The organism is Paenibacillus sp. J31P316 (assembly GCF_056269105.1).
In genome coordinates this window covers 94,860-119,540 of the sequence record NZ_JBWDNI010000007.1, presented here as the reverse complement: position 1 = coordinate 119,540, position 24,681 = coordinate 94,860, and the positions used below count along the sequence as shown (strand labels likewise).

At 58.7% G+C, this 24,681-nt stretch carries 24 protein-coding genes; 14 read left to right on the top strand and 10 right to left on the bottom strand.

Features of this window, described 5'->3' with window-relative positions; translation table 11 throughout:
- Window positions 1–12 precede the first annotated feature (12 nt).
- The 7 genes from AC0YNU_RS20845 to AC0YNU_RS20815 form a co-directional block, all read right to left on the bottom strand.
- On the bottom strand, window positions 13–282 hold the full coding sequence (locus tag AC0YNU_RS20845; protein ID WP_475760178.1) for a hypothetical protein: 270 nt from the start codon (window positions 280–282) through the stop codon (window positions 13–15).
- Window positions 283–610: 328 nt separating this feature from the next.
- Window positions 611–1,318 carry a histidine phosphatase family protein gene (locus AC0YNU_RS20840; RefSeq protein ID WP_475760176.1) on the bottom strand — a complete coding sequence of 236 codons (708 nt, stop codon included), beginning with the start codon at window positions 1,316–1,318 and terminating at the stop codon, window positions 611–613.
- Between the two features lie 298 nt (window positions 1,319–1,616).
- On the bottom strand, window positions 1,617–1,982 hold the full coding sequence (locus tag AC0YNU_RS20835; RefSeq protein ID WP_475760174.1) for a hypothetical protein: 366 nt from the start codon (window positions 1,980–1,982) through the stop codon (window positions 1,617–1,619).
- 289 nt (window positions 1,983–2,271) lie between these two features.
- Complete coding sequence (locus tag AC0YNU_RS20830) at window positions 2,272–3,243, bottom strand: aldo/keto reductase (protein ID WP_475760172.1); 972 nt, start codon at window positions 3,241–3,243, stop codon at window positions 2,272–2,274.
- Window positions 3,244–3,287: 44 nt separating this feature from the next.
- Window positions 3,288–4,139, bottom strand: coding sequence for an NAD-dependent epimerase/dehydratase family protein (locus tag AC0YNU_RS20825; protein ID WP_475760170.1), 852 nt, complete (start codon window positions 4,137–4,139; stop codon window positions 3,288–3,290).
- Window positions 4,140–4,174: 35 nt separating this feature from the next.
- Window positions 4,175–4,624, bottom strand: a complete 450-nt coding sequence (locus tag AC0YNU_RS20820; protein WP_475760168.1) for a VOC family protein — start codon at window positions 4,622–4,624, stop codon at window positions 4,175–4,177.
- A 164-nt stretch (window positions 4,625–4,788) separates the two neighbouring features.
- A complete protein-coding gene (locus AC0YNU_RS20815; RefSeq protein WP_475760167.1) occupies window positions 4,789–5,133 on the bottom strand; it encodes a DUF3243 family protein in 345 nt (114 codons plus the stop codon).
- Between the two features lie 236 nt (window positions 5,134–5,369).
- Here AC0YNU_RS20815 and AC0YNU_RS20810 point away from each other — a divergent pair, with 236 nt between their 5' ends.
- Window positions 5,370–5,900, top strand: coding sequence for a sigma-70 family RNA polymerase sigma factor (locus AC0YNU_RS20810; RefSeq protein WP_475760165.1), 531 nt, complete (start codon window positions 5,370–5,372; stop codon window positions 5,898–5,900).
- Window positions 5,893–7,179: a hypothetical protein gene (locus tag AC0YNU_RS20805; RefSeq protein ID WP_475760163.1), complete on the top strand. Its 1,287-nt coding sequence runs from the start codon at window positions 5,893–5,895 to the stop codon at window positions 7,177–7,179. The genes AC0YNU_RS20810 and AC0YNU_RS20805 overlap by 8 nt, the downstream gene beginning before the upstream one ends.
- A 156-nt stretch (window positions 7,180–7,335) precedes the next feature.
- Here the strand turns inward: AC0YNU_RS20805 and AC0YNU_RS20800 are convergent, their stop codons facing one another.
- Window positions 7,336–8,316: a LysM peptidoglycan-binding domain-containing protein gene (locus AC0YNU_RS20800; RefSeq protein WP_475760161.1), complete on the bottom strand. Its 981-nt coding sequence runs from the start codon at window positions 8,314–8,316 to the stop codon at window positions 7,336–7,338.
- 242 nt (window positions 8,317–8,558) lie between these two features.
- Here AC0YNU_RS20800 and AC0YNU_RS20795 point away from each other — a divergent pair, with 242 nt between their 5' ends.
- The 4 genes from AC0YNU_RS20795 (at window position 8,559) to AC0YNU_RS20780 (ending at window position 12,721) form a co-directional block, all read left to right on the top strand.
- Window positions 8,559–8,999 (top strand): hypothetical protein, encoded by a 441-nt coding sequence (locus AC0YNU_RS20795; protein WP_475760159.1) that lies wholly within the window; start codon window positions 8,559–8,561, stop codon window positions 8,997–8,999.
- 179 nt (window positions 9,000–9,178) lie between these two features.
- Complete coding sequence (locus tag AC0YNU_RS20790; RefSeq protein ID WP_475760157.1) at window positions 9,179–10,225, top strand: GGDEF domain-containing protein; 1,047 nt, start codon at window positions 9,179–9,181, stop codon at window positions 10,223–10,225.
- A gap of 282 nt (window positions 10,226–10,507) precedes the next feature.
- Window positions 10,508–12,061 (top strand): MDR family MFS transporter, encoded by a 1,554-nt coding sequence (locus AC0YNU_RS20785; RefSeq protein WP_475760155.1) that lies wholly within the window; start codon window positions 10,508–10,510, stop codon window positions 12,059–12,061.
- A gap of 36 nt (window positions 12,062–12,097) precedes the next feature.
- Complete coding sequence (locus AC0YNU_RS20780) at window positions 12,098–12,721, top strand: acyl-CoA-like ligand-binding transcription factor (protein ID WP_475760153.1); 624 nt, start codon at window positions 12,098–12,100, stop codon at window positions 12,719–12,721.
- A gap of 375 nt (window positions 12,722–13,096) precedes the next feature.
- Here AC0YNU_RS20780 and AC0YNU_RS20775 read toward each other — a convergent pair whose 3' ends face one another.
- Both AC0YNU_RS20775 and AC0YNU_RS20770 read right to left on the bottom strand, forming a co-directional pair.
- Window positions 13,097–14,725 (bottom strand): response regulator, encoded by a 1,629-nt coding sequence (locus tag AC0YNU_RS20775; protein WP_475760151.1) that lies wholly within the window; start codon window positions 14,723–14,725, stop codon window positions 13,097–13,099.
- Window positions 14,722–16,530: a sensor histidine kinase gene (locus AC0YNU_RS20770; protein WP_475760149.1), complete on the bottom strand. Its 1,809-nt coding sequence runs from the start codon at window positions 16,528–16,530 to the stop codon at window positions 14,722–14,724. The genes AC0YNU_RS20775 and AC0YNU_RS20770 overlap by 4 nt, the downstream gene beginning before the upstream one ends.
- 219 nt (window positions 16,531–16,749) lie before the next feature.
- On the opposite strand from AC0YNU_RS20770, the gene AC0YNU_RS20765 reads away from it, so the two are divergent.
- The 8 genes from AC0YNU_RS20765 to AC0YNU_RS20730 all read left to right on the top strand — a co-directional run bounded on the left by AC0YNU_RS20765 (window position 16,750) and on the right by AC0YNU_RS20730 (window position 24,504).
- On the top strand, window positions 16,750–18,129 hold the full coding sequence (locus AC0YNU_RS20765) for an ABC transporter substrate-binding protein (protein WP_475760147.1): 1,380 nt from the start codon (window positions 16,750–16,752) through the stop codon (window positions 18,127–18,129).
- An 88-nt stretch (window positions 18,130–18,217) separates the two neighbouring features.
- Entirely contained in the window at window positions 18,218–19,114 is an 897-nt protein-coding gene (locus tag AC0YNU_RS20760) for a carbohydrate ABC transporter permease (protein WP_475760145.1), read from the top strand.
- The gene (locus tag AC0YNU_RS20755) at window positions 19,107–19,955 is read left to right on the top strand and encodes a carbohydrate ABC transporter permease (protein ID WP_475760143.1); all 849 of its coding nucleotides are present in this window, start codon (window positions 19,107–19,109) and stop codon (window positions 19,953–19,955) included. Before AC0YNU_RS20760 ends, AC0YNU_RS20755 begins: the two co-directional genes overlap by 8 nt.
- Before the next feature lie 79 nt (window positions 19,956–20,034).
- Window positions 20,035–20,703, top strand: coding sequence for an RraA family protein (locus AC0YNU_RS20750; RefSeq protein WP_475760141.1), 669 nt, complete (start codon window positions 20,035–20,037; stop codon window positions 20,701–20,703).
- Entirely contained in the window at window positions 20,704–21,735 is a 1,032-nt protein-coding gene (locus AC0YNU_RS20745) for a zinc-dependent alcohol dehydrogenase (RefSeq protein WP_475760139.1), read from the top strand. It abuts the gene before it with no gap.
- Window positions 21,732–22,487 carry a PIG-L deacetylase family protein gene (locus AC0YNU_RS20740; RefSeq protein WP_475760137.1) on the top strand — a complete coding sequence of 252 codons (756 nt, stop codon included), beginning with the start codon at window positions 21,732–21,734 and terminating at the stop codon, window positions 22,485–22,487. Before AC0YNU_RS20745 ends, AC0YNU_RS20740 begins: the two co-directional genes overlap by 4 nt.
- On the top strand, window positions 22,484–23,641 hold the full coding sequence (locus AC0YNU_RS20735; RefSeq protein ID WP_475760135.1) for a mandelate racemase/muconate lactonizing enzyme family protein: 1,158 nt from the start codon (window positions 22,484–22,486) through the stop codon (window positions 23,639–23,641). The genes AC0YNU_RS20740 and AC0YNU_RS20735 overlap by 4 nt, the downstream gene beginning before the upstream one ends.
- Window positions 23,638–24,504, top strand: a complete 867-nt coding sequence (locus tag AC0YNU_RS20730; protein WP_475760133.1) for an amidohydrolase family protein — start codon at window positions 23,638–23,640, stop codon at window positions 24,502–24,504. Before AC0YNU_RS20735 ends, AC0YNU_RS20730 begins: the two co-directional genes overlap by 4 nt.
- Window positions 24,505–24,681: the final 177 nt, after the last annotated feature.

Sequence of the window (24,681 nt, the reverse complement as noted above, 5' to 3'; positions counted from 1 at the left end):
CGACGCGCGCGCTCACGGCTTTTTCAATCGGTTTAATTGGATCGTCAACTCGTCGATTTGCTTCTGCATGCTTGCGAATCTTTCCTCTTGAAGCTTGCTGTCGAGTTGATCCTGGCGTTCTTCCTCCGCGATTTCGTCCAGCGCGATCGTGGCTGCAACGGTGCCCAAGAAGTCGCCGAGAATGTTGAATGCCCCGGCAATGACTGCGAGCTTGGCGGAGAAATGCTCGGATTTGTAGAGAGCCTGCTCGCTGTCGCTAGTATAGGATCGGCGCTTATTCAATCTTCAAGCCTCCTTCGTTCGAGCTGATCGACAGACGATGATGCAACAGATCTAATAGGCTTTTATACTTTATGCGCCTTCGAGGCTTCGCGTGTATGGTTGTGGTGGTGGCTTCTCGAGCTGTCGCGAAGGGTTCTTTATTCCTGCCATTTAAGGAACACGGCGATCCGGTCCAATGGCATAAGTTGTATAAAAATGGCCGGCAGCTCCTCATTCGAGGGTCTGCCGGCCATTTTTATGCGGAGGCGGGGGGTTCGGGCGCGGCTGTTTCCTTCAAGGCTTCGTAATCCATGTTCAGGACATTAGTCTTCTGCCGGACAACCCGCCCTCAGTCGATGTTGTCGGCGTACAAGCCGGCCCGGCTCGTCGGCAGTCCGGCCTGATAGAGATGCGACGTATCGCCGACGCCGTAGCAGCGGGGCGCGGCCCAGCCGTGCGCGCGCTCTTCCATGACGATCGTCGTGACCGAGCTCGGCGCGATCCAGAAGCCGGACCATACCATGGACAGCGGCAGCTCGAGCAGATGGGACAGCCAGGCGAGGCCGAAGCCGAGATGGCAGAAGACGGCGATCGCTTCGCGGTTCGGCTCGATGATCCGGTAGCGGCCGCCTTCGCGCTGATAACCGTGCTGCAGGAAGAAGGCATCGGAGTCATCCTGGATCTTGCGGAAATTCGCGAGAAAGGCCGGATCGTTGAAGGGCGCACGTTCATGCCAGTCGTCGCTGGACGGAAACGGCCGCTGCTCGCGTACCCACGTGTGGTCGCTGTTCCAAGCGACCAGGCGCTCGCCGGTCGGCTGGGTGACCTGCCAGCCGTCCAGCTCCGCGGTCCACGGGAGTACGGTCGGCGTCAGGCCGAGGGAATCGGCGGTATACTGCATCGTGTGCAAGGCTCGTCCCAGCGGCGAGCTATAAACTCGGTCGATGCGCGTGCCCGCCAGCCGTTCGGCCAAAGCTTTCGCTTCCAAATGCCCGGGCGCCGTGATGGTATTGTTGGGGTAATCCGGCTCTGCGTGACGAATGATATACATTTTCATGGCGGGTCCTCCAAATCATGGATGGGTAAGATTCTTCCCTAGTATAGGGGATGCTTCGGACATGAACAATGCTGGTAGGACCAAGGACATGTAGCCGATTTGCAGCGTATGAAGTACGAACGAATGACGAAGCACGGACGATTAGCGCGAACGATTATGCACAAACGATTATGCGCGAACGAAATAAGAAGCACGAGGAAGCCGCCCCTAAGCCATGCGGCGTAAGGGCAGCCTCTCTTGCTCGGATATAGAGGGTACGTTTGCGAATGCGTAATCGTTTACCGGTGGTTGGCTTGTTCTACAATCGGCGGTAATTGTCCGGGAGTTGTCCGCTGTTACGGATGGCGCGAACTTGGTCAAGCGATAGATAAGCGTTCGACGAGACGAGCGATTCCGCACCGCCGTATACGACGATATCCTCGATTTCGCGGAGATTCGTAACACCGCGGAACACCCGGAAATACCCTTTAAAGCCCGTGCGGCTGAAGAGGACGAGCGTCGCGTTGCTGCTCGTCGAGTAGAAACGGAGACTTTCGATGCCGCCTAATTTCGTGTCCAGGTTGACGATGCCGAGGTTGCCGCGATAGATTGCGCTGCGGCCTTGATAATTCTCTTCCGTGTACAGCGTCAAGCGCGGGTAAGTGACGTTGATGTTCACTGACATGGATCTAACCTCCTTCCCATGTACAGTGTATGGGGACAGGAGCGGGAAGCTTGGACAGATGAACGGAGGTCTTCGCGGATTTGAGGAGAAAGTGCTTATTCGGGCAAGCAAGGCGGAGGGCATATGTCTATGATCCGGCAAGGCATCCAAATCCAATCGAGCTTGTCCAAGAGGTAGGTGTTGTCACGCGAAGAAAGCGCCCCGTGCAGGGACGCTCTCTTCGTGTTGAGATCTGCTTTCGTTCGCTGTCAGATAGGGTCACTGAAGCCGCCCTTCGAATGCGCTAAGCTTAGCTTTGGTAGAAATTCCGGTCCCAGCGATGTGCTTTGAGCTTGCGCAGCTTCTCTGGGGACAAGCCTTCCCCGTCGCCGACCTTCATATTGCGCTCGACGTTGCCCACGGTACGCATGCCGGGGATAACCGTCGATACGGCGGGGCTGCTGAGCACGTAGCGAAGCGCCGTCTCTGCCATCTCATCGGTGGATATGCCGAGATCGGAGGCGATGCTTTGGACGCGATCGTAGACTTGCTGCTTCCGGTCTCCTTGGAAGTAGCGGCTGCGGAAATCCCCCGCATCGAACGTGGTTTCCGGCGTGAGGCGTCCCGTTAACCCGCCCTCGTCGAGCGCCACCCGCACGATCACGCCGACATTATGCTTCTCGCACGCTTGCAGGAGGCCGTCCTCGGGACTTTGGTCGAAAATATTATAAATGACTTGTACCGTATCGACCACGCCGGTCTCGATCAGCCGGATGGCGTTGTTCGGCTGGTGGTCGTTGATCGATACGCCGAAATGGCGAATTTTCCCTTGATCCTTCAGCTTCTGCACGGCATCCAGCCAATCGCCTTCGCCGACCCATTCGTCCGACCAGACATGGAACTGCTGCACGTCGATCGTCTCCAAGCCCAAGTTGCGCAAGCTTTGCTCCGTGCTGGATATGACATAGTCCGCCGGAAACGCCTCGTTCGGAGAAATGCCCGAAGGAGCGGGCCATTTGCCGTTCTTCGGCGGAATCTTCGTCGCGACATAGATCGGCTGCTTGTGTTCCCTCACGGCTTGTCCGACCAGCCGCTCGCTGTGGCCTTCGCCGTATGCAAGCGCGGTGTCGATAAAGTTCGAGCCCAATTCGATCGCCCGGTTGAGCGCCTGCAGCGATTCGTCGTCGGAGGCGCCGATCCATCCGGATTTGCCGATACCCCAAGCGCCGTAGCCGATCTCCGAAATACGAAGTCCCGTTCTTCCCAGCGTACGATAATTCATGAAACATTCCTCCTCGATTGTAAGGGTTGGATCAGGGTCAAACATCAGGATTCCGGCACGTAATTCCGCCAAGCATGCTTCGGCTGCCAGCCGAGCAGCTCTTTGGCGCGCGCATTGCTGAGCAGCGACTCGAAGCCGCTCATCGGCTCGCGGAAATCGCTCACTTCGGGAAATTGTTCGGCGAGCAGCTGGCGGCTCGGTATGGCCATGCTCGTATCGTCTGCCGCGAGATTGATGGCGACGGAGCCGAGTCCGTCCTTCTCGATGGACAGTTGGCAGGCTTCCGCGATGTCGCGCGTGTCGACATAGCTCCATAGGATGCGGTCGCGCTCGGCCGAGTCGTGAATGAAAGAAGGGAACTGCTCGTACCGCTCGGGCGGGATGACGTTGCCGATTCGAAGGGATACGACCTGCATGCCGGTCCGGCGATGGAACATGTCCGCCGTCTGCTCGTTCACGACCTTGGACAGGCCGTAGCTGTCCTGCGGAAGCTGCGGGTGGTCTTCGTCGACCGGCACGTAGGACGGTCCGAACCGATTGACCGCGAACACGATGCCATAGGACGATTCGCTGGAGGCGATGACCGCTTTACGGATACCCAGGCCTGCGGCAGCCTCCAAAATGTTGTAGGTGGACATGACGTTGTTGTGGAACGTAACTTCGCTCGTTCGGATATGCGCGGCAGGAATCGCCGCCAAATGCACGACGGCATCCGCTCCGGCAAGCGCGCTGTAGACCTCGCCCAGGTTGGTGAGATCGGCAATAAGCGTGGGGCAGAGCCATTCCTTCGGCCGTACGGTATCCACGTTCACGACTTCGTATTGCTGTTCGACGAAATGCTTGACGACCCATTGGCCGAGCATGCCGCTCCCGCCTGTGATGACGACTTTTGCCACTTGATTATCCTCCTCTGAACTTCTGGTGATCGGTATTACGGTGTTCCTGCCCTCACGGCTCCCCATTCCTCGGGTGCTGCGTCGCGCACATGTCTCGCAAAAATCCACGTGTGTCCCTCTAGATCTTGGGCGACGTACTGCTGCTCTCCATACTCCGTGACGTGAGGCTCTTCCACGATATGGGCCCCTGAGGAACGCGCGGCTCGGTAATGTTCCTCAAGCTCCTCGACGAAGATCATCAGCTGCTGCGAACCGCCGCCGAGCTTGGACGGACTCGTGGCCGACGAACCGGGGCTCTTGAGCATGACCCAGGCTTCTCCGCGGCGAATCATGGCGCCATGCAGTCCTTCTCCGTTCGGAAGACCGAAGCGCAAATACTCGGTAAAGCCGAAGGCATTCGACAGCCAGTGCAGCGCGGCAGCGACATCTTCATAGAAAACATGAGGGAGCACGATGTTCGCCGGAACGGAACGATTAGCGGTCATGGCCAGCCACCTCCGATATCATATTACTTCCAGTATACCACGCGGGAACGGTCGCAGCTTCCTCCGAGAGGCGCACGCAGACAAGGCCGGAAGCGGCCTCGATCGAGGTGCTTCCGGCCCTAAGCGCGGGTGTTTGATCTAGCGCATTGTCCGTCTTGCTCGGATTAATGGGAGGATTGGGCTAGTTTGACCAACAAGTGTGCGAGCTTATGCTGTTCGGCTTCCGTGCCGACTTTCCATAATTCCCTTAGGAGATATTCTTCGCTGTTCCGTGGCTCCTCGTGCTCTGCCAGATAGCCGGCGACCTTCTGGGCGATCACCGCCAGCTGTTCGTCGCCGAAGCCGAGGCCTTGAGCCATCTCGATCCGTTTGGCCAGATAGCTTCTGAAGGCCTCGAAATCCTGCAAAATCTGGTCTCCCTTGCCGTTGCTCATCGCCTGAACAGCCTGTTCGATCTGATCCGTCTGCACGTTCTGATCCTGATTTAACGTTTGGCTTCTCTCGTTCATCGCGCATTCCTCCTTGGAATCGAGTGATGGAGCGGTAGCTTCTCTCCTTGTTACCCGAGCTGTCCAGGGGCGAATCGCGGCAAGGGGAAGCCGGCTGTTACGCGGCATGAATGTCCCGTTGTAAAATAGAAGGACAGTGTGACATTCCGTCGTAACGAAAAGTTGTGCCGGGTTAAAGCCAAACGACGCGCATGCACGTCTAATGATTAGAAACGGATGCCAAGACGAAGCGGGTGATGACGATTGTAGAACAGGTGGTCAGGCGGGCTCGGCAGGGCGACGAAACGGCTTTTTCGGAGCTGTTTCAGCAGTACGAAGAGGATTTGTACCGTACCGCGTACGCCTACGCAGGCAATCCGGAGGACGCGCTCGATATCGTGCAGGAAACGGCTTACCGGTCCTTCAAATCGATCGCGAGCTTGGAAGAACCGCGCTATTTCAAAACCTGGCTGATCAAAATCGCCATGAGCTGCGCCGTCGACCTGCTGCGCAAACGCAGACGGCATGCGGCATGGAAGCCGGAATACGGCGATGCCGTTGCGATCGATGGCGAAGATGGCGGCCTTGTATTGTCCTTGTCGCTGCAAGCTTGGATCGAGGCGCTGGATGCCGAGGAGAAGCATGTCGTTATTCTGCGGTTCTATTACGATTATACGATTCGCGAGGCGGCGGAAATCATGAACGTTCCGCTCGGGACGGGCAAGACGCTGCTCTATCGGGCGCTGCGGAAGCTGAAGAAGCGAGCGGAGGAGGACGAATATGCGTGACAATCGACTGAAGCGTGAATTGCAGGCTGTTCCGATCCCTGCCGAGCTCCGCGAACGAAGCCGGCTGGGCATCCGGCAAGCCGCCCGCGAGCAGCAAGAATCGAAGAAACGCAAACGAAACCGGTGGAAGCGGAGCTTTGCGGCTGTCGCGGCGGCAGGGGGCATTCTTGTGCTGGCGGTACTGCTGCTGAGCCATACGACAGTATGGGCCTCGATCCAGAAGGCGCTGCAGTTCGTGCCGGGAATCGGGGTTGTGGAAGAGGATGAAGCCGCGCCGGAGCGGTATGTCATGAAACAACCGATTTCCGTTGCGATCGGAGAGGGAACCGTTATGATCACCGGATTCCAGACCGACGACGAGATGACTTATATCACGATGGCGGGCAGCGATGCGCCGCGATTCGAGAGCGTCACCCTGGTTAACGAGCAGGGGACTGCCTATCGGGTAAGTCGAGCTATTTCGTCCTGGGGAGGCTCGGAATGGACGGCATCCTACTGGCATAAGGGCAGGCTGGATCTGAAGGGACGCATTACGCTGCGGATTCCGCTGAAGCCTGACGTCGATGTCCCCGTACCGCTTGAACCGGCAAAGTCGGTAGCCAGTTATACGGAATTGGGCGAGACGGTAACGGCTAACGAGCTCCCCATCACCGCAATCGTGGACCGGCAAGGGGACAAAGGGAGAGTGTCTCTGGTGACGCCGCAGCGGAAGGACTACCAGATGCTCGATTACGGGATTTTCGGCGTCTACATGCACGATGAGCGCTTGAAGCTGCATGTCGTCGACGATAACGGCAAACAGGCGGCTATCGAGCGAATTCCTGGCGTGAGCAGTCCGGCCGACGAATTTTATTTTCTGTTGTCGCAGCAGGCCAAATCGTACACGCTCACTTTGCCCGAAGTCAGCGTCACGTACAACGACGAGGTCGAACTGCGGCTGCCGACGGAGCCGAATTCGCAGCTGAACCGGACGTTTGAAATCGCCGGCTTCCCCGTCACCGTCACGAAGGTGGAACGAGCGGACGATGCGCCGAACACGGTCCGAATGTATGTTGATCTCCATTACGATGAGCATGCCAGATCCTCGCTTTACGAATTCAGCATTGACGCCATGAGTCATATGGCAAAGCTGAACGAGCAGACCGGCGCGATCGAATATATCGAATTCGCCTTTGATCCCGGAAGCCGCTATGCGACATTGAAGCTGGTTCAACCCAAAGTCGTAATTCGCGGGCCGTGGACGTTCCATATCTCGGCGGAACAAGTGCAGGGCGGCTAATTAAGCGCCGGCTACAAGCCACCGCGCGAGCAGCAAGCAGGTCAATGTCGCCCGAACAGCAAGCAACGCAAGAAGGCCGCCATATCCCGATGGGGATATGGCGGCCTTCGCCGTATGAGTGCCCAGCAGTTGCGAACCGCGGGACAAACGTTTGGTTTATTTCGAAGCAGGCTTAGCAGGTATCGTCAGGGAGACGCCGGCCTTCAAGCCTGCCTTCTCATCCAGGTTGTTCTTCTTGGCAATTAGGCTCACGTAATCGCCCGATTTATAGAACAGGACGGATATTCGGTAGAGGGTATCTCCGGGACGAACGAGATAAGCGGCCGGCAGCTTGACCTTGGAGTAGTCCGCTTGCTCGTCCTTGCCGATCGTCGATGACCCGGCGCTAGCGGTCAGAGCAGGGATCTTGATCCTATCGCCCGGCTTCATGTCGTTCACGAACGCGATGCCGTTGCGTTCCGCCAAGAAGGAGACATACTGCTTGGAGCCGTAGAACTTGAGCGAAATCGTCGACAGCGTGTCGCCCTTCCGTACGACGTACGTCGTCGAAGGCTTCGAAGCCGGCTTCCCGGATGTCGAGGTATTCTTGCCGCCGTTATCGCCATCCGTCTGCTTCGGAGGGGAGGTACTGCCTTTGCCCGCATCAGGCTTGTCCGGCGTATTGACGGGCTCGAACACGGTCGACCCTTCGGTGCCGGCATTGCCGTTGCTGCCGCCGCCTGCAGCTGGATCGGAAGCGCCGGCGTCGTCCGATACGGCCGGCGTATCGCCGCCATCGGAACCGCTGCCTGTCGTGCTGCCGCCGTTATCCGTGCCTGCTCCATCGGCGTTATCGGAAGATACGGGCGTATCCGGACTAGTCCCGCCGCCGGAAGTGTTCGACGTTGTACTGGACGCGTCTCCGCCTTGATCGCCGCTATTCCCGGCACCGGCCGACTGCGTGTCCGCGGGTGACTTGGCTCCTTCGAGCGCCTTCTCCCCCGAGTCTTTATGCGACGCATACACGCCGTAAAGGATAACGCAAACCACGATCAGAAACGCCCCTGTCGTCAGCAGCATGCCGTGCGAACCGGCTTTCTTCTCTCGTGCGCGCGCGGCTCTCGAACCGCGCCCGGAATCTGTCGAATGTGGGCTCATTATGGGACCCTCCCCTTCATTAACGCTGTGTTTCTATCAGCAACGTTTTGTTCTATTAACCATTTTACTATAATTTGCTAAGTGAATAGAGGGCCGCCCGAAAAATCGGGCCGTTAGCCCTAAGACCCGGCTTGCGATTAGCCTGCTTCTGCCCGCATGGCGGCAATTCATTGCCGGTACGCCTTTCCCTTCTGCCTGAGACAAGCATAAACTAGCACAACTCTGCTAGGAGGTGATTAGGTATGGGGATTTTAATCGATGCCAGAACATCCATGAATATCAGCGCTCCGCTGGCTTCGCCGGATCCGTTTCCGGTAGACGAGCCGGTCCTCGTCGGTCAAGTGGGACTGAACGTTCCTGCCTCGACGATGGGCATGATTCGCGTCCAGTTCGATGCCGTTGTCGGCGTTCTGCTCCCTTCCCAGGAGAAGACGACGACCAGAGTAACCTTGGCGATCGTGAACGGCTATTCCATTGCTGCGCCGATCGTGTATCAGTCCGTTCAGTCGTTCTCGTTATCCGACGTCGATAGCCAGTTGGTCACGCTTTCCGCCTCCCATTACAACACGCCCGTTCCCGTCAGCGGATTGCTCGTCTACTCGCTGTTTGCCGTCGTCAGCACGAATACGTCGGTGCTTCGCTCAGGTCCGGAGAACTTCAATGCGTCGGTGTATGGCAGCTAGCGGGACCAAGGCGGTCGCGGTTTGGACAGGAGGCCAACCCTAAGCATTTCCCGTGCCTGGGACGGCCTTTCTGCCTAGGAACGCAATCCAAAAGTTTCAAATTTCGGCATTTCATGCTTTTACATGTTGTCGGGCATGGTATAGTAGAAGCATATCTTGTCGAATGGATGTGCATCATCATGATCGGGACACAGAAGAAGGATCGGATGCTGGAAATGCTGTTTTCCTTCGTGCGTTGGTTCTTTCTGCTGGCTTCCGTTTGGATGTACTACGGATACTATGATTCGCCTGCGACGCATGCGTTCTTCCTGGCGGCGTTCTGTCTGAGTACGCTCTACATGGGAGCTACGCAGTACGTGCTCTACAAGAATCAAACCGATCGAAAAACGTACGTCTACATAACGAGGGCCGGGATCCTGTTCGATCTCTGCGCGCTGACGGTCCTGCTGCTCTTGACCGGCTATGCAGGCAGTCCGATGTTTCCGATCGGCTACTTGATTATCCTGCATGCTTCCGTGTATTGGGGAATGAAGGGGGCAGTCGCCACCTCGGCTGCGCTTATCGCCATCTATGCGTCCCTGATCGGCGCGAAAGGCCATGTCCTGCCGGACAAGGAGCTTCCGTATATCGTGATGAATTTTACGTTCCTGCTGTTTATCGGCATCCTGGGCGGCATGATCGTCGCGCGGGAGCGGAAGCATCTTGGCGAGAAAAGCGTGTTCGAAAGCATGGCCAAGCGGGATTATCTGACCGGCTTATGGAATCATCGGACATTTCAGGAGCATCTGAAGCAGTATGCCGAACAGTCGCGGCCCATCGCCGTCATTATGGCGGATATCGATAAATTCAAGCGGATTAACGACAGCTACGGGCATCTGATCGGCGATCATGTGCTCCGGGAGCTGGCCGTGGAGCTCGGACGCGTATTCAACGGGGATAACGGCTCCGTCTACCGTTACGGCGGCGAGGAATTCGCCATCATCATTCCGCCAACGGAGATCGGGGCGGCGGAGACCGGGCTGGCCTTGCTGCGCAGCGCCTTGTCCGCCAAGACGTTCGAGGCGGGGGAAGGCGTCCGGTTCACCGTGACGATGAGCTTCGGCGCCGCCGTGCGCACGGGACAGGCTGTTCCGGAGCTGCTGCGGGAAGCGGACGACGCCCTGTATGAGGCAAAGCGCGGCGGCCGCGATCGCGTCGTATGGGCTAGGCAGGCGGCCGTTACGTAATCCGCTGTCGTTAAGTCTTCGGCAGAGTAGTTAAACTAGAACAGAGCGGTAGTCTCGGACGAGCGGATATGTCCTGGACTGGCGCTCTTTTTTGCATTTTCGTTCTTCATGACTCCGTGGCGGGTGAAATATTATAGTCGTTCATTTTCTGTTCATATAGCGAAGGTATTGTTGTCATGGAGATTGAGATTAACAGCATAATGGAAGTTAGTTTAAATTGACAGTTGCTATCATTATGTATAGACTGTCAATATATCAAACAAGTAAGGGGAGGCTACAGCCTTGGCACGAACGAATAACAAAGCATTGATTGTCATTGGCCTGATTATCGGCATTATTTTCTCGGAACTCGACGAGACGGTCGTTAGCACCGCGATGCCTACGATTATCCGCGATTTGGATGGCCTGTCGTTGTATGGCTGGGTGGTCGGCATCTATATGCTGACGATGACGTCCTTTATGCCGATTCTGGGCAAGCTGGCGGATCTGTACGGCCGCAAGAAGATTTATATCCTTAGCATGGGTTTGTTCATTGCCGGCTCCATCGTGAGCGGGTTCGCGGAGAACATGCCGACGCTGCTGCTCGGACGCGGCATTCAAGGAATTGGCGCAGGCGGGCTGATGCCGCTGGCCATGGTCATTTTCGGAGATATCTTCACCGTGGAGCAGCGGGCGAAGACGCAGGGGATATTCGGCGCGATCATGTTCGTGCCTCAGCTGCTCGGGCCGTTGCTTGGCGGCTATCTGACGGAGCATATCTCGTGGCATTGGATTTTCTGGGTGAACATTCCTGTCGGAGTCATCGCTGCAATCGTGTTGTCTGCGGGCTTGCGCGAATCTACCGGCAATAAGAACGCCAGCATTGACTGGGCAGGCGCGTTCCTGCTCGTCGGATCGATCGTCTCCTTGCTGCTGACCCCCGTGCTTCACGAAACGGAAGGTTACGCATGGAGCTCGCCGGCCTTGATCGGCCTGTGGGTGCTCGGCGCCGTCATGCTCGCAATCTTCGTATTCGTCGAGCTGTGGGCCAAAGAGCCGATTCTGCCGATGCATCTCTTCAAGAACCGGACGTTCGTCGTCCTGTCGCTGATCGTCTTCACGCTCGTGCTCGGGGTTATGGGATCGTTCGCTTCGTTCCCGTTCTTTGCCCAAAACGTACTCGGCCTGTCGCCGATCGCATCCGGCTACCTGACGGTGCCGCTGATGGTCGGAGCCGTCCTCGCGAGCATCGTCTCGGGACGTCTCATGACGAAAATTCCGTACCGCACGATCTTCGCCGTCTCGATGGCGCTTCCGGCAGTGGCGTTCTTGCTGATGACCAGCTTGAACATGCATACGCCGATTATCGCCATCGTCGCCTACTTTATTATTTTGGGCCTCGGGTTCGGGGTTCTATTCAACAATAATCTGATCGTGCAGGAGTCGGTCGCCAAAGAAAACAGCGGGATCGCCCTGACTTCGGTGACGCTCTTCCAGTCCTTCGGCATGACGATCGGCGTCAGCATCTTCGGCAGCCTGCTCGCGGCCAAGATTACGTCGGGCATCGGCGGCTTGGCGGGCAATCTGCCGGCGGATACCGCGAAGGAGCTGGGCAGCGCCGCGCAAGGGGGCATACCGGAGGGCCTTGATCCAAGCCTGGTCGAACAGATCAAGGACGTCTTCTCCGGCGCGTTCCAGCATCTGTACTGGGTATCGTTCGTGTTCGCGCTCATCGTCGTCGTCATCTGCCTGTTCTTGAAACGGGAAGTTCTGACGGTCTCCTCCGACAAGGATAAGGAGACGGAGCAAGCGGTTGAACCGGGTTCTTCCGGACAAAGCATGGAAGTGCAGCACTGAAATCGGTTAAAATGAAGGCAAAGAGGTGATGCGGCCATGTCTCCGGAATCCCCGGAACCCGCGAAGCTCGGCCTTCGCGAGAAGAAGAAATTGAAAACCCGCCGGACGCTGCAGCAGCAGGGGATGCGTCTTATGCGGGAGCAGGGCTATCACGAGACGACGATCGAGCAGATCGCGGAAGCGAGCGAAATCTCGCCGAGCACGTTCTTCCGGTATTTCCCGACGAAGGAAGCGCTGGTGCTCGAGGACGATTACGACCCGCTGCTGATCGAGTCGTTCCTGAAGCAGCCGCCCCAGCTGCGTCCGATCGAGGCGCTCCGAAAGGCCGTGCAGGCAGGCTTCGCCGAGATGACCGACGAGGAGAGGAAAGCCCTCGACGAGCGCATGAAGCTGATGATGTCCGTGCCGGAGCTGCGCGCCGCTTCGCTATTCCAGATGAACCAATCGCTGAAGATGATCGCGCAGCTCGCGGCCGACCGGCTGGGAAGACCTCGGGACGACTTCGAGGTTATGATGTTCGCCGGAACCGTGCTTGGCGTTGGCATGGCCGCCCAGCTGTACTGCGCGGAGCATCCGGACGCGGACTTCTACGTCGTTATGGACCGGGCGCTGGCGTTGTATGAGAAGGGCGTGCCGCTGGGGACGGCGGGGCAGTTATAGCATGGTTGCGGTGGGGGAAGTCGAAAAGCTGCCAAACAGCAGCTTTTCGAGTTCCACACGATCGGAAAGCGCGAAAAAGCTGCTGAAAAGCAGGTTTCCCGCCTTCATATGTGTCGATGTAGTCCTAAAAGATGCGAAATAGCAGCTTTTCATGTTCAAGGCGGCTCAAATACTCGTAAAACCTGCTGATTAGCAGCTTTTACGCCCACGTATGTGATGATGCTGGCCGAAGGATGCAAAAAACAGCTTTTGAAGCTCCAGACAGCTGATATGCACGCAAAAGCTGCCGAACAACAGCTTTCTCGCTTCTCAACACAACATCAAGGATGCCGCTACCCAAGGTAGCGGCATCCTTTTTCGTCGATCCAGCGCCAATCAACGGAGGGAGGTACTGCCGTACCGGTCGCGATATTGGGAAGGCGTCAGCCCGGTCAGCTTCTTGAAGATCTGGCAAAAGTACTTCTCGTTCGCGTACCCGACCTTGGCCGCGATTTCGTACGTCTTGTACGGATGGGCGGCAAGCCCTTCGCATGCCTGCTCGATCCGAATCTGATGCACGTAGTCGATGAAGTTGATGCCCATGGACTGCTTGAACAGCAGGCAGAAGTAATTCGGGTTCACGTACACCTGGTTGGCGACCGTCTCGAGCGTCAGCTCGCCGGCAAAGTTGGCTTGGATATAGGCAACGGCTTGCTCGACCGTCTTGTGGCCGGACTTGCGGCTGTTGATCTTACGGCAGACATCGTTCGTCGTTTGCAGCACGTTGTCCTTCAACTGGCGCATGGTGGGCACGCCCAGCAGCGCGTCGATCGAAGCGAGCCCTTGCCCGAAGACGTCGTCCGGATTGGAGCGGGTTTCAAGGCACAGATGATAGAGCGACAACAGAAGCGCCATGCAGCACCGGACGACATGCTCCCTGGATGGAGAGTCCGGAGACGGAGCAAGCGCCTCGAGAAACGCATTCACCTGACGCTCCAGCGCGGCTTGATTGCCGTTCTTTACGCTGTGCACAATTTGCTTCTCCTCCGTAAACGGATAGCTGGGCACGGACTGCCCGGGATCCTGGACCGACAATTCTTCGTACTGGACCAGACAGCCGTCCCCGCGCGCGAATCGGGCTTCCATGGCCTGGCGGGCTTCCGAATAGGAGAGATGGAGCTGGCCGATGCCGTGGTATGCGCGGCCGATGCCGACCGAAGCCGTAAAGCCGAACTGCCCGTGCAGCTCCCCCTGCATACGGCGTAGACCTTCCGCGAGAGGGGCCTCGTCTTCTTCGGAAGCGATATGCATGATCAGGGCAAAATCATCCTGGTCGTCGACGAACTCCATCGGCAAGCGGGTACCCAAGAACCGCTCCGCCGCGCTTCGGACGGAGAAGCGCCAATACGCGATGTCCCGCTCTTTGGCATCCCCGCACAGCGCGCCGTAGTCGTCGATGCGCACAAGCACGGCTGCTGTCTCCGCCGCCGGCATCGCGATTCCGTACAGGGCGAAGCCCTCTTGCGGATCTTCCGTCGCCGGGAGCTCGCCGTGCAGGCATTTCAGCAGGAAGCGCTCCTTCAGGAACGGCATCTGCGAATCAAGCATGGCCTGCAGGCCCGCGTATTTCTCCTGCCGTTCCGATTCCTCCCGGATCATGGCGGCTGTCTTCAGCACCGCGGCAAGAATTTCGTCCGGCATGCACGGCTTGAGCAAGTATTCCGATACGCCGAATTTCAGCGCCTGCTGCGCGAACGCGAAGTCGTCGTAGCCGCTGAGCAGAATCGCCTTGGACGCATGGCCCTCCCTCTGCATCGCTTCCGCGACCTGCAGTCCGTTCAGCTCGGGCATGCGGATGTCCATCAGCAGAATCTCCGGCCGCGCCTCGCGAATGATAGTCAGCGCCTGGAGGCCGTCCTCCGCTTCGCCGCAAACCTCGATACCGTTGCCCTCCCAGTCGATCATGCCCCGAATCCCGGCGCGAACCTCCTCTTCGTCGTCCACGATCAGCAGCTTCATGCTCATGCCGTAATTCCTCCCTTAGCCTCCGGCATATCGGCCGGCAGGACGATTTCCGCTCTCGTGCCCAGTCCGGGCGTGCTGGAGAAAACCATCTTATAGCGATCTCCGTAAATCAGCTTCAAGCGCTCCACGACATTGTGCACGGCGTAACCGCCGGGAAGCTCCGGCATCGCCGCTGCGGCGGGACGTTCGGCCGGCGGGGAGAACAGGGCTCGCAGCTGCTCCTCGTCCATGCCGACCCCGTCGTCCTCGACGGCGAAGCGAAGCTCGTCGCCGTCGCGCGCGGCCGTCACGATGATATGGCCGCCGTTCTTCTTTTTCTCCAAGCCATGCAGCATGGCATTCTCGACGAGCGGCTGCAGGATCAGCTTCGGGATCATGCACGGCAGCACGTCCTCCTCGAACCGGATTTCGTAGGTCAGCTTATGCTTGTGCCGTTTCTGATGGAGCAGCAGGTAATGCTCGATGAGCTCCTTCTCCCGCGCCGCTATGGTCATGCCTTCCCCGCGGTTGAGGCTGATCCGGAAGAAGCGCGACAGCGAATAGATCATGAGTGCGATTTCCTTGTCCCCGGAGGCCTGCGCTTTCCAGAAGATGAGATCGAGCGTGTTGTAGAGAAAATGGGGATTGATCTGGGCTTGCAGGGCATTCAGTTCGGCTTCCCGTTCGCGGATCTGCAGGACGTACATTTTATTGACTAAATCTTTAATGCTGGCAACCATCGTGTTGTAGCCCTCGGAGAGCTGGCCGATCTCGTCGTTGTTCATGATCTTCACGCGCTCGTCGAAGCGTCCGGCCTGGAATCGGCGCATCGAACGGAGAAGCCGCTTGATGGGCAGCGTGAGCAGGGAGGAGAGCAGCAGCATGACGGGCAGCAGAGCCAAGAGGCATCCGGCGACGATGTAGAAGGTGAACTTCTTAATGGCATTTAACTCCTTGGTCAGGGACACCATGGGCACCGCGTAATAGATTTTCCAGCCGACTTCGTTGAGGCTGCTGTAGGCGATCAGCATCGGTTGTCCGCCGACGTTCTCCACCAAGGTGCCTTCTTGATGACGTGCAGCGTCGGAGACAAATCGCGAGGTCTGACCGACGACCGGGTAGAAGTCCGGACCTCCGTGCGAAATCACGCTGCCGCTGCCGTCGACGATCGCGATGCTGCCGCCGTTCGTCTGCAGGTTGTCGGCGTACAGGTTCTGAATGTATTTCTCGTTCACGCACATGATGAGCAGGCCGATGTTGTGATAATCGTTAAGGTCGCGAACCATCCGCCCCATCACGATCTTGGGATATTTATTGTTTTGGATCAGCAGCTCGTCGTCGGAGCGGAACCAGTAGGGTTTTCCTTGCCGCGCGTTGATCTGCCGGTAGGTGTCGCTGCCCGAGAAGACGGAGAACGGATAGATGCCGTTGCTGCCGTCGTTGCTCATATGGAACGGGATTTGATCATCCGACAGGTTGTACAGAATCGTGAGGTTGATGTAGCTCTTCGCCGCGATGAGGCTCATGGTGAACAGCAGTGACTTGTCGGTGTAGAGCGGGCTGGCGCTTCCTTTGAGAAAAGACTGCACGAGGTCGTGCAGTTCGAGCTGCATGGAAATGTCGTCAATTTCATGCTGCAGGAAATTCAGGTTGGCGTCGATCTGCTTGACGGTGGCTTGGTTGGCGATGCTCACTTTGTTCACGACGTTGTCCGCGGAATATTGGTAGGAGAAGTAGCCCAGCACGGACGAGATGAAGATGATCGTGCCGTAGATCGATAGAATCAACTTGACGCGGATACTCAGCCCGGGAGAGAAGATCTTCATCGGCACTCGCTCCGTTGTTCGGATTTGGAAGCGGCCATCCGCTTCGGGAATAGAGAAATGTCTGCTATATGTTACTGAATATAACATGAAATGGACTTGCTGTTAGGTTTGTGTCATAATTTTCTGAAAATATTGAACTCGATGTGAATTTTGTTGCCTTATAAGGTGGAAATGCCTGTGCTATATTTTCACTAAGCCAATCAAAAAGGGGATGGATCCATGGTTTCAGTGAAAAAAGCATGCTCGGCCGTATTGGCGCTCTCGCTGCTGGCGGTTCCGCTTTACGGCTGCGGGAACGACAACAACGGCGGCACGACACCAGCGAACTCGGCGAACGATGCGGGCAACGGTTCCTCCGCGAACGCAGGCACGAACGCGCCGGCGGACGAACCGGCGAACGCGCCAGCGAATACCTCCGCGGACGAGAAGGTCACGCTCACGGTGTCGATGATGAGCTCCGACTGGGTGGACGCCGCGCAGGAAATCGTGGATCAGTTCATGGCCAAGTACCCGAACATCAAGGTCGACTTCTCACAAGTGCCGAACGACACGAACGCGGAGTACCTGCAGCCCAAGGCGGCGGCCAACTCGCTGCCGGATTTCATGACGATCGACGGCGGCACGTTCGGCGCGCAGCTGGCCGACACCGGATTGATCGCCGACCTGAAGGACAGCGACGCGGGCAAGAACACGATCGACGGGCTGAAGCCGGTGTTCACGTCTTCGTCCGGCAAGCTGTTCGGCATCGCCGGCGGATTGTCCACGACCTTGATCTACTACAATAAGAAACTATTCGACCAAGCCGGCATAAAAGAACTGCCGAAGAACTGGGACGAATTCCTCGCGGCCTGCGAGCAGCTCAAGAGCCATGACATCACGCCGCTCATCGTGGCGGGCGCGGACGGCACGGTCAACAACACCGTCTGGAGCAACGGGTTCTCGAACAACATCGTGGGCAAAGACCCCGATGCGCTGAAGAAGCTCGCGGACGGCACGTTCGACTTCAACACGCCGGAATACGCCGATATCTACGCCAAATTCAAGACGCTCTACGATAAGGGCTACCTGATCAAAGGCGTCACCAGCCTGCAGTACAGCCAAGCGAACGACGAGTTCCTGCAAGGCAAAGCGGCCATGTCCTTCAGCGGCATCTGGCTGGCGGGCACGATGATGGCGGCCGACTTCGGCACGGGCGTCATGATGCCGCCGTGGAACGACAAGGGGCAGGACCTGGTGCCCGTCGTGGCGACGGAGACGGGCTTCGCGGTCGCGGAGGGCAAGCACAAGGACGCGGCCCTGAAATTCCTCGACTTCATCATCGACGGCGACGGCTATTACATCTATCAGAACAAGCGCGGCAACATCCCGATGACCAAGTCGCCCGACGCCGCCAAGCTCAAGATCGACCCGGCCATCTCCGCCTACGTCGATGGCCTCAAGACGTACGCGAAGAGCGGTCCGCTCTGGTTCGAAGTGCTGCCGTCCGAAGTGCAGGCCTCGCTCGTGCAGACGTTCCAACGGGTGCTGACGGGCGAGCTGACGCCGGAAGGCGCGGCCAAATTCACGCAGGACACGTACCTGCAGGCGGTCAAAAAATAATCCGATCCCGGAAACGGCGGCGGAACGGCGGTCCGGCCAGCTCCGGAACGCCCCGCCGCCGGCTTCCTTCCGCGAAAGAGGTGGCAACATGAGGGTCTGGTACCGCAACAATCGTTCCGCGGTCGCGGGCGCGGCATTCGTCCTGCCGGCGCTCGCCGTCATCGGCGTCTTTTTCCTCTATCCGGCCTTAATGTCCTTCCGCTTCAGCTTTACGGACTGGAACGGCATCAGCCCGGACTTCGACTACGTCGGCTTGGATAACTTCCGCTACGTTCTGCAGTCCCCGCAATTCAAGCAGCTCATCTGGAATACGCTCTTCCTGATCGGCTTATATGTGCCCGTCCTGAATGTGATCTCGATGCTGCTCGCCGTGCTGATCTACGACGTCCGGCGGTTCGCGGGCATGTATAAGGTGATCATCTATTTGCCGAATATTTTCTCCATGGTCGTCGTCGGCATCGTCTGGAAGGTCATTTACAATCCGGTATTCGGCCCCGTCGCCCTCGTGCTCGAGAAGCTTGGGAAGGAAAGCTGGGCACAGGATTGGCTCGGCCAAACGGGAACCGTCATGCCCGCGATGAGCCTCAGCATCGTGTGGTATTCCGTCGGCTTCTACCTGATGATTTACTTGGGCGGGCTGAGCACGATTCCGCCGGATATCTATGAATCGGCCAGCATTGAAGGCATTACTTGGTTCCAGCGGCTGCGGTATCTCACGTTCCCGCTGCTGTCGCACGCGATCACGATTAACGTCGTCGTCTCCGCGATCGGCATCCTGACGATCTTCGATCTGCCGTTCGTCCTGACGGGCGGGGGACCCGGCTTCGCCTCCCAGACGATGGCGATCTCGATCTATATCTATGCGTTCAAAAGCATGCAGCAAGGCAGCGCCATGGCGCTTGCCGTCATCCTGACGCTCGTCACGACGGCGATCACGCTCGGCCTGCTGCGGCTGCTGAACCGAAGGGAAGCCGCCCATGAATAAGGCCCGCGGCGAAGGCCGCCTGCAGAAGCCGCAAGTCGCGACGAACGTCGTGCTCGCGCTCGTGGCATTGTTCTACCTGCTGCCGCTCTGGTATGCGCTCAACAATGCGTTCAAGTTCGCGGAATCGATTTCGGTGCAGCCCTTCTGGCTGACGAAGCATTCTTTTACGTTCGAGAATATAACAAGGGCTTACGAACAGCTGCACTTCAAAACCGCGTTCTTCAATAGCGCGCTGGTCCTGGCGCTGTCCTTGCTGCTGCTCGTAACGCTTGGCTCGCTAGCGGCCTATGGCGTCATCCTGCCGAACAACCGCGCGGTCAGGAGACTGTACACGTTCTTCGTCGCGCTGATCTCCGTGCCGCCTCAAATTACGATCGTGCCTCTGCTGCTTCTGCTGAAGCGGCTCGATCTGGTCAACAGCTTCCTCGGCGTCGCGCTCGTCTACGCGGGGATGTATCTGCCGTTCGTGATTTTCCTGTACGCCGGCTTCATGCGCTCGATCCCGAAGGAAATCGTCGAGTCGGCCTCGATCGACGGCTGCGGCCCGCTCAAAACGTATATCCACATCTACATGCCGCTGCTCAAGACGATTACCGGCATCGTGCTGGTCATCCGAGGCGTGAGCATATGGAACGACCTGCTGGTGCCGCTGATCGTGCTGAACAAGAACGCCATGTTTACGCTGCCGCTTCAACTGTATATTTTCAGCACCTCCAAGGTCGGACAGTGGGATCTCGTATTCGGCGGAACGGTGCTCGTCTGCCTGCCGATCACGGTTTTCTTCCTCGTGTTTCAGAAATCGTTCGTGAAAGGCGTCATGGCGGGCAGTCTGAAGGGGTAAAACACGCCTGTTTCGGGCCGTACGTCCATAATTCCGTAATTCCGCAAATGGACCGTTACCAACCAAGGAGGTTTGACAGATGGAAGCACGCGATGACAAGTCGTTGTTCGACTGGATGCAGCGGGAGCTGTATACGGCGGTGATCTGCGACAGCCTGGATGAGCTGGGCTACCGCAACCAAGCGATGAACGAACGCATTCGGCCGCTTGAAGAAGGAAATGCAAGCATGGCGGGCCGCGCCAAAACGATTCTGTCGGTGGACGTTTATCACATTCAAGACAATCCGTACGTGAAGGAGATTGCCTCGATCGACAGCATCCTGCCGGACGAGGTCGTCGTCGCGGCAACGAACCAATCGGTTCGCAACGGCATGTGGGGGGAGTTGCTCTCCACGGCTTCCAAGATGCGCGGGGCGAGGGGCGCGATCATCGACGGCCTCGTGCGGGACACGGGCAAGATCGTCGAGCTCGGTTTTCCGCTCCACTGCGCCGGTTACAAGCCGGTGGATTCCCGAGGCCGGGGCCTCGTGATCGACTATGATTGCCCGGTCGAGGCGGGCGGCGTGCTCGTTCATCCGGGCGACGTCGTCTTCGCCGACAGGGACGGCGTAGTCGTCATTCCGCAGGCGGTGCTCGTGGAGACGATCGCCCTCGCTTCGAAGAAGGCGAACAGCGAGCACCATACGCGGCGCGAGCTGCTCGAAGGCAAGCTGCTTCGCGACGTGTACGAGAAGTACGGGGTGCTGTAGATGCGGGCGATCGTATGGCAGCCGGACGGGTCGCTGGAAGAAGTCGCGGATTGGCCGGCTCCGGCGCCCGCGGAAGATGAAGTGCTCGTTCGCATACGCGCGGCAGGCATCTGCTCGACGGATTTGCACATGGTGTCCGGACGGCTGGATTTTGCGAAGCCGCCTTGGGTGCTCGGCCATGAAATGGCGGGCACGATCGAGAGGATCGGCACGCGGGTCGCCGGCTGGCAGGCAGGCGACCGGGTCGTCGTCGATCCCGTCGTCGGCTGCGGCAGCTGCCGGAGCTGCCTGTCCGGCCGCAAGTATCTTTGCCCGGACGGAGGCGAGATCGGCACGACGACCGGAAGCGGAGGTTACGGCGCTTATGTCGCCGTAAAGCCCGGCAATCTGTACCGGCTGCCGGATGGGCTGTCGTTCGAGGAAGGCGCGATGATGGAGCCGCTCAATTGCACGCTCGGCGCCATCGACCGGGCGAGGAACGTCGCGGGTGCCCGCGTCGCCGTGTTCGGAGGCGGGCCCGCCGGGCAATTGTTCGCGCAGCTTGCCCGCGTATACGGCGCGGCGTCCGTAACGCTGTTCGATAAGCGAGTGGAGACGCTGGCGCTCGGGCTGCGGCTTGGCGCCGACGAGGCCGTGCACGTAAGCCTGGGGACCGAGTCGCGCTACGGCGCCGGTGCCGTGTTCGACATCGTCGTGGAGGCATCAGGCAGCGTCGAAGCCGTTCGCTCGTGCCTGGACCGCGTCGCGCCGGGCGGCACGATCGTGCTGTACGGACTAAACGGCTCGGATGCGCCGTCCATTCCTTCGGATCGGATCGTCGCGAAGGACCTGACCGTCGTGACCTGCATCTCGGCGCCCTTGCTCTGGGACCGGGGCATCCGGCTCGTCGAGAGCGGCCGGATCGACGTTGGCGCGATCGTGTCCGACAGGGTGCCGTTCGGTGCCGGAGCCGCGTTCTTGAACGAATTGACGGGAAGGAAGCGATCGGTCATCAAAGCGATGCTGATCGAAGAGGAGGCGGGCGAGTCATGAGAATCTTGGCGATCGGCGCGCATCCCGACGATATCGAGCTGCAATGCGCGGGGACGCTCGCGCTATACAGGAAGCAAGGGCATGACGTCTTCATGGCGGTCGCGACGAACGGAGACATGGGCAACTTCGACGTACCTCCGGCGGAGCTGGCCTTGATGCGGGAGGCGGAGTTCAAAGAAGCATGCTCCGTGATCGGCGCCGCACCGATCTGGATGGGCTACCCGGACGAGAAGCTGGAAAACACGCTGGAGAACCGCATGGCCTTCGTCGACTTGATTCGCTCCGTCGATCCGGACCTCGTCATGACGCACGGGCCGAACGATTACCATCCGGACCATCGTTATACGCATCAGCTCGTCTGGGACGCGCTGCCGCTGGCTGGGGTGGGGAGCTTGAAGACGGCGCAGTCCGCGACATCCCGCCAAGTGACGCTCTACTTCATGGACAACGTCGGGGGGATCGGGTTCCAACCGACGGAGTTCGTGGACATTACGGAGACGATCGAGACGAAGAAAGCCGCGCTCGCCAAGCATGTCAGCCAGCTTCGGATCTTCCGCCAGCTCATGGACGTCGACCTGATCGACGTCGTGGAGACGGTGGGCAAGTTTCGCGGCTACCAGGCGGGCAGCCGGTACGCGGAAGGATTCACGAAAGTGGAAGCCTGGTACAGGGGCTTGTCCCGAAGGCTGCTGCCGGAGAGCGCCGGGGCTTCTACCTTCGACTACAAGACGCAGACGGGAGGCGCGCAATGAAAATCACCGCCATCGAGCTCGACATTCTGGAAAGTCCGTACGATTACGGCATGGCCGACGACGCTTCCGATTCGCGGGGGCCGAAGTATGCCCTGATCGTGCGGGTGCGCACGGATGAAGGCATCGTCGGTATCGCGGACTGCGATTCGCATCCGCATGTCATGAAGGCGCTTATCGACGCGCCGCGTTATTTGAAATCGTTCTCCGAGGGACTGAAGTACGCGGTCATCGGGGAGAACCCGTTCGAGTACGACAAGATCTGGGCGAACATGTACCAGTCCGCGTTCTATCAAGGCCGGCGCGGCGCGGCGATTCATGCAATGAGCGCGATCGACATCGCGATCTGGGACATCATCGGCAAGGCCGTCGGCCAGCCGGTGAGCGTCATGCTCGGCGCGCGCAACCATGAGCGGATCAAGGCTTATGCCAGCACGTTGTTCCGGCGCACGCCGGAGGCGATGAAGGAGGCCGTCCGGAAGTACCGCTCGCTCGGCTACCGCGCGATGAAGTTCGGCTGGGGCATCGTGACCGAGGATCCGAGGCGGGTCGTATCGCTCGTCGCCGCGGCGCGGGAGGAAGCGGGGGACGCCATGGACATTATGGTCGACGGCATGTGGACGTCCGACGTGAAGCTGGCCGTCCAGCTAGTGAAGGAGCTCGAGCAGTACGGCGTCTTCTTCGTCGAAGAGCCGCTGCACTCGGACAATTTGGAAGGCTACCGCAAGCTGTCGAACGCCGTGAACGCGCGCATTGCCTGCGGGGAGCAGCTGGGCGGCTTGTACGAATACAAGCAGCTGATCGCGGAGGCCGACATCGATATCATCCAGCCGGACGTCTCCCGCGCCGGCGGCCTGACGGAGACGCGCAAGCTGGTGACGATGGCGGAGCAGGCGGGCAAATTGATCATCCCGCACGCATGGACGTCCGATGTGCTGACCGCCGCTTCGCTGCATTTGAATGCCTATCAGAAGCATCCGCTGTTTCAGGAATTCTGCACGAACGACACGCCGCTTAGCCGAGACCTGGTGCTTGAGCCGCTGCGATTGGACGCCGACGGGTATGTCGCGGTCCCTTCGGGTCCGGGCCTCGGCGTCGCGCTCGACGAAACGGCCGTACGCAAATATTCGGTCGACGCGCTGAAGGTGACGATATGATTTTCGATGGGCATACTCATCTGTTCGGTCCGGGGCATGTCGGCGGCAGCTTCCTGTCCGATGCGAAGAAAGCATGGGGTGACGGGTACGAGCTGCAGACGACGCCCGAGGACCATTGGAACGTCTATCGCCACGCGGACGGGGCGATCGTGCTGGCCTTCGACTGCCCGGCGACCGGCGTCGTCGTGCCGAACGAATACGTCGCGACGTACGTGCAAGGCCATCGCGGCAAGCTGTTCGGCTTCGCCAGCGTCGACCCGCATGCCCCGGACGCGCCGGAGCAGCTGGAATTCGCCGTTAAGGAATACGGCCTTGTCGGGCTCAAGCTCGCGCCGATCTATCAGAATTTCTATCCCAATGACAGCGCGTATTTCCGCCTCTACGCCAAGGCCGACGAGCTTGGCATCCCGATCCTGTGGCATCAGGGCACGTCGTTCGTGTCGCAGGGATTTCTGGACGCGTCGCGGCCGGAGCTGCTCGATCCCATCGCCCGGACGTTTCCGTCGCTGAAGATGATCGTCGCGCATCTCGGCCATCCCTGGCATGCGGAATGCGTGTCGCTCATTCGCAAGAATCCGAACGTCTACGCCGATCTCTCCGCGCTTGTCCCGCGGCCTTGGCAGTTCTACAACGCCATGATGAACGTGACCGAGTATCGGGTGGCGCATAAAGTGCTGTTCGGCTCCGATTTTCCGTTCTTTACGCCGCAGCAGACGATCGACGGGGCACGCGCGATCAACGGCATGCTGGAAGGAACGAAGCTGCCGCGCGTCCCGGAAGAAGAGATCGAAGCCATCCTTCATCGGAATACGGCGGACCTGATGGGATTGGCCGATCTTGCGGAGAGACACTGGCATGTCTAATAAAACCGGAAACGAGCCTGAGGAGGGCTGGTTTCCGGTTTTTGCGCGTCTTCGACAGCATGCGGCGTCTTGGTCGTCTTCTTGCGCTGGCTGCGCCTTGATTTCGCTGGAAGCTTTATTTAAATCCTCATTCCGGGTAACACTAAGTAAACAGTTACCATTTATAATGGAGCGAGT

What these genes read in the sequence shown, in the direction of transcription:
- AC0YNU_RS20840 (WP_475760176.1), bottom strand. Translation starts at nt 1,318, where the DNA reads ATGAAAATGTATATCATTCGTCACGCAGAGCCGGATTACCCCAACAAT.
- AC0YNU_RS20835 (WP_475760174.1), bottom strand. Translation starts at nt 1,982, where the DNA reads ATGTCAGTGAACATCAACGTCACTTACCCGCGCTTGACGCTGTACACG.
- AC0YNU_RS20830 (WP_475760172.1), bottom strand. Translation starts at nt 3,243, where the DNA reads ATGAATTATCGTACGCTGGGAAGAACGGGACTTCGTATTTCGGAGATC.
- AC0YNU_RS20820 (WP_475760168.1), bottom strand. Translation starts at nt 4,624, where the DNA reads ATGACCGCTAATCGTTCCGTTCCGGCGAACATCGTGCTCCCTCATGTT.
- AC0YNU_RS20815 (WP_475760167.1), bottom strand. Translation starts at nt 5,133, where the DNA reads ATGAACGAGAGAAGCCAAACGTTAAATCAGGATCAGAACGTGCAGACG.
- AC0YNU_RS20810 (WP_475760165.1), top strand. Translation starts at nt 5,370, where the DNA reads ATGACGATTGTAGAACAGGTGGTCAGGCGGGCTCGGCAGGGCGACGAA.
- AC0YNU_RS20805 (WP_475760163.1), top strand. Translation starts at nt 5,893, where the DNA reads ATGCGTGACAATCGACTGAAGCGTGAATTGCAGGCTGTTCCGATCCCT.
- AC0YNU_RS20800 (WP_475760161.1), bottom strand. Translation starts at nt 8,316, where the DNA reads ATGAGCCCACATTCGACAGATTCCGGGCGCGGTTCGAGAGCCGCGCGC.
- AC0YNU_RS20795 (WP_475760159.1), top strand. Translation starts at nt 8,559, where the DNA reads ATGGGGATTTTAATCGATGCCAGAACATCCATGAATATCAGCGCTCCG.
- AC0YNU_RS20790 (WP_475760157.1), top strand. Translation starts at nt 9,179, where the DNA reads ATGATCGGGACACAGAAGAAGGATCGGATGCTGGAAATGCTGTTTTCC.
- AC0YNU_RS20780 (WP_475760153.1), top strand. Translation starts at nt 12,098, where the DNA reads ATGTCTCCGGAATCCCCGGAACCCGCGAAGCTCGGCCTTCGCGAGAAG.
- AC0YNU_RS20775 (WP_475760151.1), bottom strand. Translation starts at nt 14,725, where the DNA reads ATGAGCATGAAGCTGCTGATCGTGGACGACGAAGAGGAGGTTCGCGCC.
- AC0YNU_RS20770 (WP_475760149.1), bottom strand. Translation starts at nt 16,530, where the DNA reads ATGAAGATCTTCTCTCCCGGGCTGAGTATCCGCGTCAAGTTGATTCTA.
- AC0YNU_RS20765 (WP_475760147.1), top strand. Translation starts at nt 16,750, where the DNA reads ATGGTTTCAGTGAAAAAAGCATGCTCGGCCGTATTGGCGCTCTCGCTG.
- AC0YNU_RS20760 (WP_475760145.1), top strand. Translation starts at nt 18,218, where the DNA reads ATGAGGGTCTGGTACCGCAACAATCGTTCCGCGGTCGCGGGCGCGGCA.
- AC0YNU_RS20755 (WP_475760143.1), top strand. Translation starts at nt 19,107, where the DNA reads ATGAATAAGGCCCGCGGCGAAGGCCGCCTGCAGAAGCCGCAAGTCGCG.
- AC0YNU_RS20750 (WP_475760141.1), top strand. Translation starts at nt 20,035, where the DNA reads ATGGAAGCACGCGATGACAAGTCGTTGTTCGACTGGATGCAGCGGGAG.
- AC0YNU_RS20745 (WP_475760139.1), top strand. Translation starts at nt 20,704, where the DNA reads ATGCGGGCGATCGTATGGCAGCCGGACGGGTCGCTGGAAGAAGTCGCG.
- AC0YNU_RS20740 (WP_475760137.1), top strand. Translation starts at nt 21,732, where the DNA reads ATGAGAATCTTGGCGATCGGCGCGCATCCCGACGATATCGAGCTGCAA.
- AC0YNU_RS20735 (WP_475760135.1), top strand. Translation starts at nt 22,484, where the DNA reads ATGAAAATCACCGCCATCGAGCTCGACATTCTGGAAAGTCCGTACGAT.
- AC0YNU_RS20730 (WP_475760133.1), top strand. Translation starts at nt 23,638, where the DNA reads ATGATTTTCGATGGGCATACTCATCTGTTCGGTCCGGGGCATGTCGGC.